The following is a 7,120-nucleotide window of genomic DNA, read 5'->3' as shown; positions in this document are numbered from 1 at the left end:
GTCCATGTCTGATGCCATGGACAACATGCAGGACGCCGCCAAGGATGTCGCCGACGCTACCGAACAGAAGGCCCGTGAGGTAACCGGTACCGAGCAGACCACCGGCGAGGTGTTGCAGGAGAAGGTTGACGCCGCAGGTGATAGCGTAGAGGACGCCTACGATGCGACTTCCGAGAATATCGAAGAAGCCTACGATGCGACCAAAGAAGGTGTCAGTAACGCCTACGACAGCTCGGTAGAGTACGTCGAGGAGAAAGGTGAAGCGGTGCAGGATGCTGCCGTCGAGTCCAAGGAATCCATGGAGCGCGCCATGGAAGAGTAAGCGATCAGTGAGTCAAAAAAAGGGCATGCCGCGGCATGCCCTTTTTTTATCTGTCAGCTCAGCGCAGCAGCGGCAACAACAGCAAACCCAGGCTGGAGACGAATCCTGCGCCCCACACCAGGCTGCGCAGCGTTGCAAAATTAAGCAGGTATAGCGCAGTGTAAGCCACACGGCTCAGCACAAAGATAATGCACAGCGCATTGGCCGCCGCGCCGAGAGTCCCCGTCGCGAGCACCACCAGCACCCCGGCAGCAAACACCGGAAACGCCTCGATCATGTTCTGATGCGATGCCAGCGCGCGTGCGCCCCAGCCCTTCAAGCTCGCCTGCTGCGCACGCGGATGGGCATTGTCATAACCACCCGAACGGGACTGGGCAACAGCAACCGGCGCTTTGGTCAGCACCAGCATCAACGCGGCGATAAACAGACTCCAGAGGGGGATACTCATTCCAACTTCTCCATTTGCGGTGGCGGTATCGGTGCCGGACTGAACATCATGATATGCAGTACGTCCGAGTGAAACTCACGTCGGTACAGTACCAGTACCACTCCAGCGGTGGTAAGGATGAACAGCAGCGGATTGATGAACCAGGTCAACGTGCCCAGCGCAAAATAATAGGACCGCAGCCCCAGGTTGAACTCGTTACCCGCCATCGAGATAACGCGCGCCATCCGCTCGGCGTAGGCATTGCGCTCGGCCTCGGTAACATTTTTCTCACCCAGCAACGGCGCCGAACCCAGCAGCACAGAAGCAAAGTTGTACTGGCGCATCCCCCAGGAAAAGGTGAAGAACGCGTACACAAAGATAGCCATCAGCACGAGCAGCTTGAGTTCGAAGATCTCCCGGCTGACCTTGGCGACGAAGGGCAGCTCATGCAGCAGCAGCTCCGCCTTGTCGGTGGCCCCCATCACGGTAATCAGGCCGGCCAGGATCAGCAGCGTACTGGAGGCGAAGAAGGATGTGTTGCGCTCCAGGTTACCGATCACGCTGGCGTCGGACATGCGCTGCTCACGCATCAGCAGGCGGTTCATCCAATCGCGCCGATACAGGTGCAATACACTCGCCAGGCAAGCCGTATCACGCCCTTTGCGCAAGGCATAGTAGGTGTAGCCCATCCAGCACAGCACCAGCCAGCCAACAGCCAGCGTGTTGATCCAAACACTTCCTGCATCCGGAATCGACAGCATTCAGTCTCCCTGCTCTGAGCGGGTTTTATTTATCGGCCCGAAACGTCCCGTATCAACGTCGCAGGCTGCCATGGCGCAGATATTCAACCAGCATAGCCAGCAGCATGGTCACCAGAACCGGCAACAGCCAGCCCAGGCTTTGATCCGACAGTGGCAGTGCATCAAGCCACGCGCCTGCACTGCTGATCAGCCCGGCGGCCTTGAGGCCGTCAATCACGCCGAAGACCAGCGTTATCAGCATCACCGGCCGCATGATGTTAGCGGGCCGCGCCCAACTTGCGCCCAGCAGACTGATACACACCAGCACGATGGCCAACGGGTACAGGCCCACCAGCACCGGGATGGAGACGCTGATCAGGCTGTCCAACCCCTGGTTGGCAACCAGCATGCTGAACAGACCAAATAGCCAGACCACAGCCCTGTAGCTGACCGGCAACAGCTTGCTGAAGTACTCGCCACAGGCTGTCAGCAGACCCACTGCGGTGGTCATGCACGCGAGGATAATCACCAGCGCCAGCAGCGCGCTGCCCGCAGTACCAAAACGATACTGCACATAGGCGGCGAGGATCTGTCCTCCATTGACGCCCGGTTCAACCAATGAGCCACTGGTTGAGCCCAAATAAAACAGCGACAGGTACACCAGCGACAACCCGGTCGCCGCGATGACGGCCGCCAACACGGTGTAGCGGGTAATCAGCGGAGCAGCGCTGACCTGACGGTCGCGAATCGCGGTGGTGATCACAATGCCGTATACCAGCGCGCCCAGGGTATCCATGGTCAGATAGCCCTGCAGAAAGCCCTGAATCATGGGTGCATCGCGATATTGCCCGCTCGCCGCCTGCATGTCGCCGGCAGGCAGAAACAGCGCTGCCAGCCCCAGCAGAACCAGCCCAGCCAGCAATACCGGCGTGATGTACTTGCCTACCCGGTCCATCAGCTGGCCCGGCTTGAGCGCCAGGAAGATTACCGCAGCAAAGTAGATGAGCGAATAGCCCAGCAGCGCTTGCCAACTGTCACTGACAAAGGGCAGCACACCGATCTCGTAGGACACAACCGTCGTGCGCGGGGTGGCGAACAGCGGCCCAATGGCCAGATAGACCAGCACACTGAGTGTGACACCCGCCGCGCCGCCCAGCGGCGCGGTCAGCTGCGCCAGGCCGCCGCCCACCCGTGCGAGCGCGATCAGCGTGAGCAGCGGCAGACCAACAGCGGTGATGAGAAAGCCAAGAGCGGTCGGCCAGATGTTCGCCCCGGCCGCCAGACCGGCGCCAGGCGGGAAGATCACATTGCCCGCGCCAAGAAACAGCGCAAAGGTCATAAAACCGAGCGCGAAGATATCGATGGGTGTAAGTCGTTTGATCATAAAACTGTTATCGTCGTCCGCAAAAAGCAGGGACATCCGTGTCGTACGGCAACATCGCCCTCCCCTTTGTCAGGGACAAGGGGCGTTGCGCCAGAGGTTGGTTGGAATGCGCAGTCCGTCGACCATCAGGTCCGGCTGCGGCTTGGCGGCGAATTCTACCCTGTTCTGCACAACGGCATCGAACAAAGCCGCCGGGCGGTGGTCCAGCGGGCAGCCGTTCGCATCCTGCGCACGCCCCACATCACCGGACACAACCCAGTTCCCGTCAGCATCCGGCAGCCAGATTCGCCCAAAGGGCACCTCACTATCGCCGTCTCGACGCAGCACGATGTAAGCGGTCTGCTCCCCGGCAAAGCCCGGCAAGGCCCAGATCAGGCAGGCATCGGGCAGGTCCAGTTGCTGGCTGTTGCACGACAGGACACCCGATTCCCGGCCCAACGCCTGCGCCAGACCTGTGGGCAGCACACTGCCTGACGGAAAGCGCGGCAGGTCTTTGACCTGATCCAGCAAGGTAGCCGAGCCTTCTCGCCGGCCAGCCAACGCCTTGCGGGCCAGAAGCGCCAGGCGCTGCGCCTGCTTGTCGCCGTCGGTGTCGGCACGTGTGAGGTCTGTCAGCACCTCCAGCCCGTAGCCATCGCCCTGGTAGCGCAAAAAATCGATCAGCGCGTCATCGCTGAGCCTGTTCGTCTCATGACGCAGCAACTGACTCTCGACGCTCAGACGGCGCGGATCGACCGGTCCACCGAGCAACAGCACGATGCCCAACCCAGCGAGCACTGCCGCAGCGACATTACTGAAAGGCAGCAAGCGGTTGGGCGTACCACCACGCGCACTGCTGAGTGCATCCAGGGCCGTCCCCAGCGCCATCACGCTCAGCACCAACCAGACCAGCAGTGCCCAGATACGCTCCGGCGTCAGGCCGTACTGCGCCAGGCGCAGCCATAGCGCATAACCGGCTACTGCCATCATAGGCAACAGCGCCAACTTGCCCGCCACCATGACCCAGTGCAGCCAGACGGCCTGCACGCCCTGCTCCGCCCCGCCGCGCGAAGCCAGGTTGATCAGCAACAGGTTCAGCGTGACAAACCAGAACAGCAAGTGCGCCGCATGCCCGCTGTCAAACAGGCCGGCGAGGCCCTGCACGCCCCAGCTGAGCACAAAACCTACCGCCAGCAACGCCGCCAGCGGATACAGCCAACCGCACAGCTGACGCGCCCGACCGGTGAGAAACTCGGCCACACCGCGCGTACGCACCGCCACCGAGACCGCGTGGGAAAACACCAGCGTAATCAGGGGAATGCTGAACCAGCTCTGCTCGATCAGGTCGTGCAGCAGGTCTAGCCCCACCAGTTTGAACAGCCCGGCAGCGCTGTACAGCAGCCCCCAGAACAGCCCCAGCACCAAGGCTGCCTGAAGCAATACCAGCGCGTTGTGGTGCAGCGCATCAATCCAGCGCTGGTAATCCGTCGGCTGCGGGCGACCACGTATCAAGGCAACCGCGGGGGCTACCAAAAAAACCAGTAGCGAAAAAATCAGCGCCGGCTGCAGGTAGTCACCGACGCGTCCCGGCGACCAGCCCCCCAGGTAGCCCTCAGGCTGCCAGAGCGAGACACCGGCAGTCAGCCCCTGGTGCAGGCCGATCAGCGTTGCCAGCAGCCCCAGACCGAGACTGAGCAACCAGCGGCGCACCGCCGCAGCCTCACTCGCGCAATAGAAGGCCAGCGGCAGTGCCACCATGAGCATGAACAGTGGGACGTACGCCGCTGCATGGGTGGCAGGCCACACCTCTAACTCAGCCGACTGAAACAGGCCGTACGCCAATATCGCCTGCAGTACACCGACCATCATGTGCAAGCTGCTGATGCGATCAAAGCTCTTCATTGGATAATTCCCTGACAAAAACAAAACCCCGCCAAGGCGGGGTTTTGTCAGCACGATGGTAGGGTGAAGCTTACTTCATTTCCCAACCAGTCAGTTCTGCCAGCGCTGCGCCGATTTCGGCCAGCGAGCGAACGGTTTTCACACCAGCGTCTTCCAGCGCAGCAAACTTCTCGTCTGCAGTACCCTTGCCGCCGGAGATGATCGCACCAGCGTGGCCCATACGCTTGCCTGCCGGAGCAGTTACACCAGCGATGTAGGAAACAACCGGCTTGGTGACGTTGGCCTTGATAAACGCTGCTGCTTCTTCTTCAGCGCTACCGCCGATCTCACCGATCATGACGATCGCTTCGGTCTTCGGATCTTCCTGGAACATCTTCAGGATGTCGATGAAGTTGGAACCCGGGATCGGGTCGCCACCGATACCAACGCAAGTGGACTGACCAAAGCCGGCGTCAGTTGTCTGCTTAACCGCTTCATAGGTCAGAGTACCGGAGCGGGAAACGATGCCGACTTTGCCCGGCAGGTGAATGTGACCGGGCATGATGCCGATCTTGCACTCACCGGGAGTGATAACGCCCGGGCAGTTCGGGCCGATCAGGCGTACGCCCAGCTCGTCACACTTGACCTTGGCGTCCAGCATGTCCAGCGTCGGGATGCCTTCGGTGATGCAGACGATCAGCTTGATGCCGCTGTTGGCTGCTTCCAGGATGGAGTCCTTGCAGAACGGAGCCGGAACGTAGATTACGCTGGCTTCAGCGCCAGTGGCTTCAACAGCTTCAGCAACAGTGTTGAAAACCGGCAGGCCCAGGTGAGTAGTGCCACCTTTGCCCGGAGTAACGCCACCAACCATTTTGGTGCCGTAGGCAATCGCCTGCTCGGAGTGGAAAGTGCCCTGCGAGCCAGTGAAGCCCTGACAGATTACCTTGGTTTCTTTGTTGATCAGGATGCTCATTATTTACCCTCCGCGGCCTTGACGACTTGCTGGGCAGCGTCGGTCAGACTGGTTGCAGCGATGATGTTCAGGCCACTCTCGGCCAGTACCTTGGCGCCGAGATCGGCGTTGTTGCCTTCCAGACGGACAACAACCGGTACTTTAACGCCAACTTCTTTAACGGCGCCGATGATGCCTTCAGCAATCATGTCGCAGCGTACGATACCGCCGAAGATGTTAACCAGAACGGCTTGTACGTTGGAGTCGGACAGAATGATCTTGAACGCTTCGGTAACGCGCTCTTTGGTCGCGCCGCCGCCTACGTCCAGGAAGTTGGCCGGCTTGCCGCCGTGCAGGTTAACGATGTCCATGGTACCCATGGCCAGACCGGCACCGTTGACCATGCAGCCGATGTTGCCTTCCAGAGCAACGTAGTTCAGTTCGAACTTGGCAGCGTGGGCTTCACGCGGATCGTCCTGAGACGGATCGTGCATGGCGCGCAGCTTGGGCTGACGGTACATGGCGTTGCCGTCGATGTTGATCTTGGCATCCAGGCAGTGCAGGTTGCCGTCTTCCTTGATCACCAGCGGGTTGATTTCCAGCAGCGCCAGGTCGTAGTCGGCAAACAGTTTGCCCAGGCCTACGAAGATGTTGGTGAACTGCTTGATCTGGTCGCCTTCCAGGCCCAGCTTGAACGCCAGCTCACGGCCTTGGTAAGGCTGCGGGCCGACCAGCGGGTCGATGGTGGCTTTCAGAATTTTCTCGGGAGTTTCTTCCGCGACTTTCTCGATCTCGACACCACCTTCGGTGGATGCCATGAACACGATGCGACGGGTAGAACGATCAACTACAGCGCCCAGGTACAGTTCCTTGGCGATGTCGGTGCAGGACTCAACCAGGATCTTGCTGACCGGCTGACCATTGGCGTCAGTCTGGTAAGTGACCAGACGTTGACCCAGCCACTGCTCGGCGAAGGCTTTTGCATCTTCCTTGCTCTTGACCAGCTTGACACCGCCAGCCTTACCACGGCCACCAGCGTGAACCTGAGCCTTGACGACCCACATGTCGCCGCCAATCTTTTCACAGGCCTCGGCTGCTTCTTCCGGAGTGTCTACAGCAAAACCCTTGGAGACAGGAAGGCCGTACTCAGCGAACAGCTGCTTCCCCTGATATTCGTGAAGATTCATGCGTTTCTACCGTTTTGATCGTGTAGGAATTACTTTCTAGCCGCCACTCTGCGAGTTGCCGCCACCGTTGCCGCCTGCCGCAAGCCTGTCAGCCCGAACATGGTAAACACTGCGCGTTATCGCGGGGTTACATTTTGTAATCACCCTGCATGCGCAATACGTTCGGATTAACCCGCTGCAGCCAGCTGGCTGACCACCTCGTTGTGGCCTGGCCGATTGCTCGGCCAAAGTTGTTCTTGCTACAGCAG

At 60.1% G+C, this 7,120-nt stretch carries 6 protein-coding genes and 1 pseudogene; 1 reads left to right on the top strand and 6 read right to left on the bottom strand.

What is annotated here, in order from left to right; genetic code table 11:
- Positions 1 to 322, top strand: a pseudogene (locus CNQ84_RS20500) (hypothetical protein); the annotation flags it as partial.
- Positions 323 to 380: 58 nt separating this feature from the next.
- Here the strand turns inward: CNQ84_RS20500 and CNQ84_RS12305 are convergent.
- From CNQ84_RS12305 to sucC, 6 genes are all read right to left on the bottom strand, one after another.
- A complete protein-coding gene (locus tag CNQ84_RS12305; RefSeq protein ID WP_096005153.1) occupies positions 381 to 770 on the bottom strand; it encodes an MAPEG family protein in 390 nt (129 codons plus the stop codon).
- Positions 767 to 1,510: a DUF599 domain-containing protein gene (locus tag CNQ84_RS12300; RefSeq protein WP_096005152.1), complete on the bottom strand. Its 744-nt coding sequence runs from the start codon at positions 1,508 to 1,510 to the stop codon at positions 767 to 769. The genes CNQ84_RS12305 and CNQ84_RS12300 overlap by 4 nt, the downstream gene beginning before the upstream one ends.
- Positions 1,511 to 1,562: 52 nt before the next feature.
- On the bottom strand, positions 1,563 to 2,870 hold the full coding sequence (brnQ, locus tag CNQ84_RS12295) for a branched-chain amino acid transport system II carrier protein (protein ID WP_425439968.1): 1,308 nt from the start codon (positions 2,868 to 2,870) through the stop codon (positions 1,563 to 1,565).
- Between the two features lie 72 nt (positions 2,871 to 2,942).
- Entirely contained in the window at positions 2,943 to 4,754 is a 1,812-nt protein-coding gene (locus CNQ84_RS12290; protein ID WP_096005151.1) for a DUF4153 domain-containing protein, read from the bottom strand.
- Between the two features lie 70 nt (positions 4,755 to 4,824).
- A complete protein-coding gene (sucD, locus tag CNQ84_RS12285) occupies positions 4,825 to 5,706 on the bottom strand; it encodes a succinate--CoA ligase subunit alpha (protein WP_096005150.1) in 882 nt (293 codons plus the stop codon).
- Complete coding sequence (sucC, locus tag CNQ84_RS12280; RefSeq protein ID WP_083729188.1) at positions 5,706 to 6,872, bottom strand: ADP-forming succinate--CoA ligase subunit beta; 1,167 nt, start codon at positions 6,870 to 6,872, stop codon at positions 5,706 to 5,708. Before sucC ends, sucD begins: the two co-directional genes overlap by 1 nt.
- Between the last annotated feature and the right edge of the window lie 248 nt (positions 6,873 to 7,120).

The organism is Pseudomonas abyssi (assembly GCF_002307495.1).
GTDB classification, from domain to species: Bacteria; Pseudomonadota; Gammaproteobacteria; order Pseudomonadales; family Pseudomonadaceae; genus Halopseudomonas; species Halopseudomonas abyssi.
This window is presented reverse-complemented; position numbering and strand designations above follow the sequence as displayed.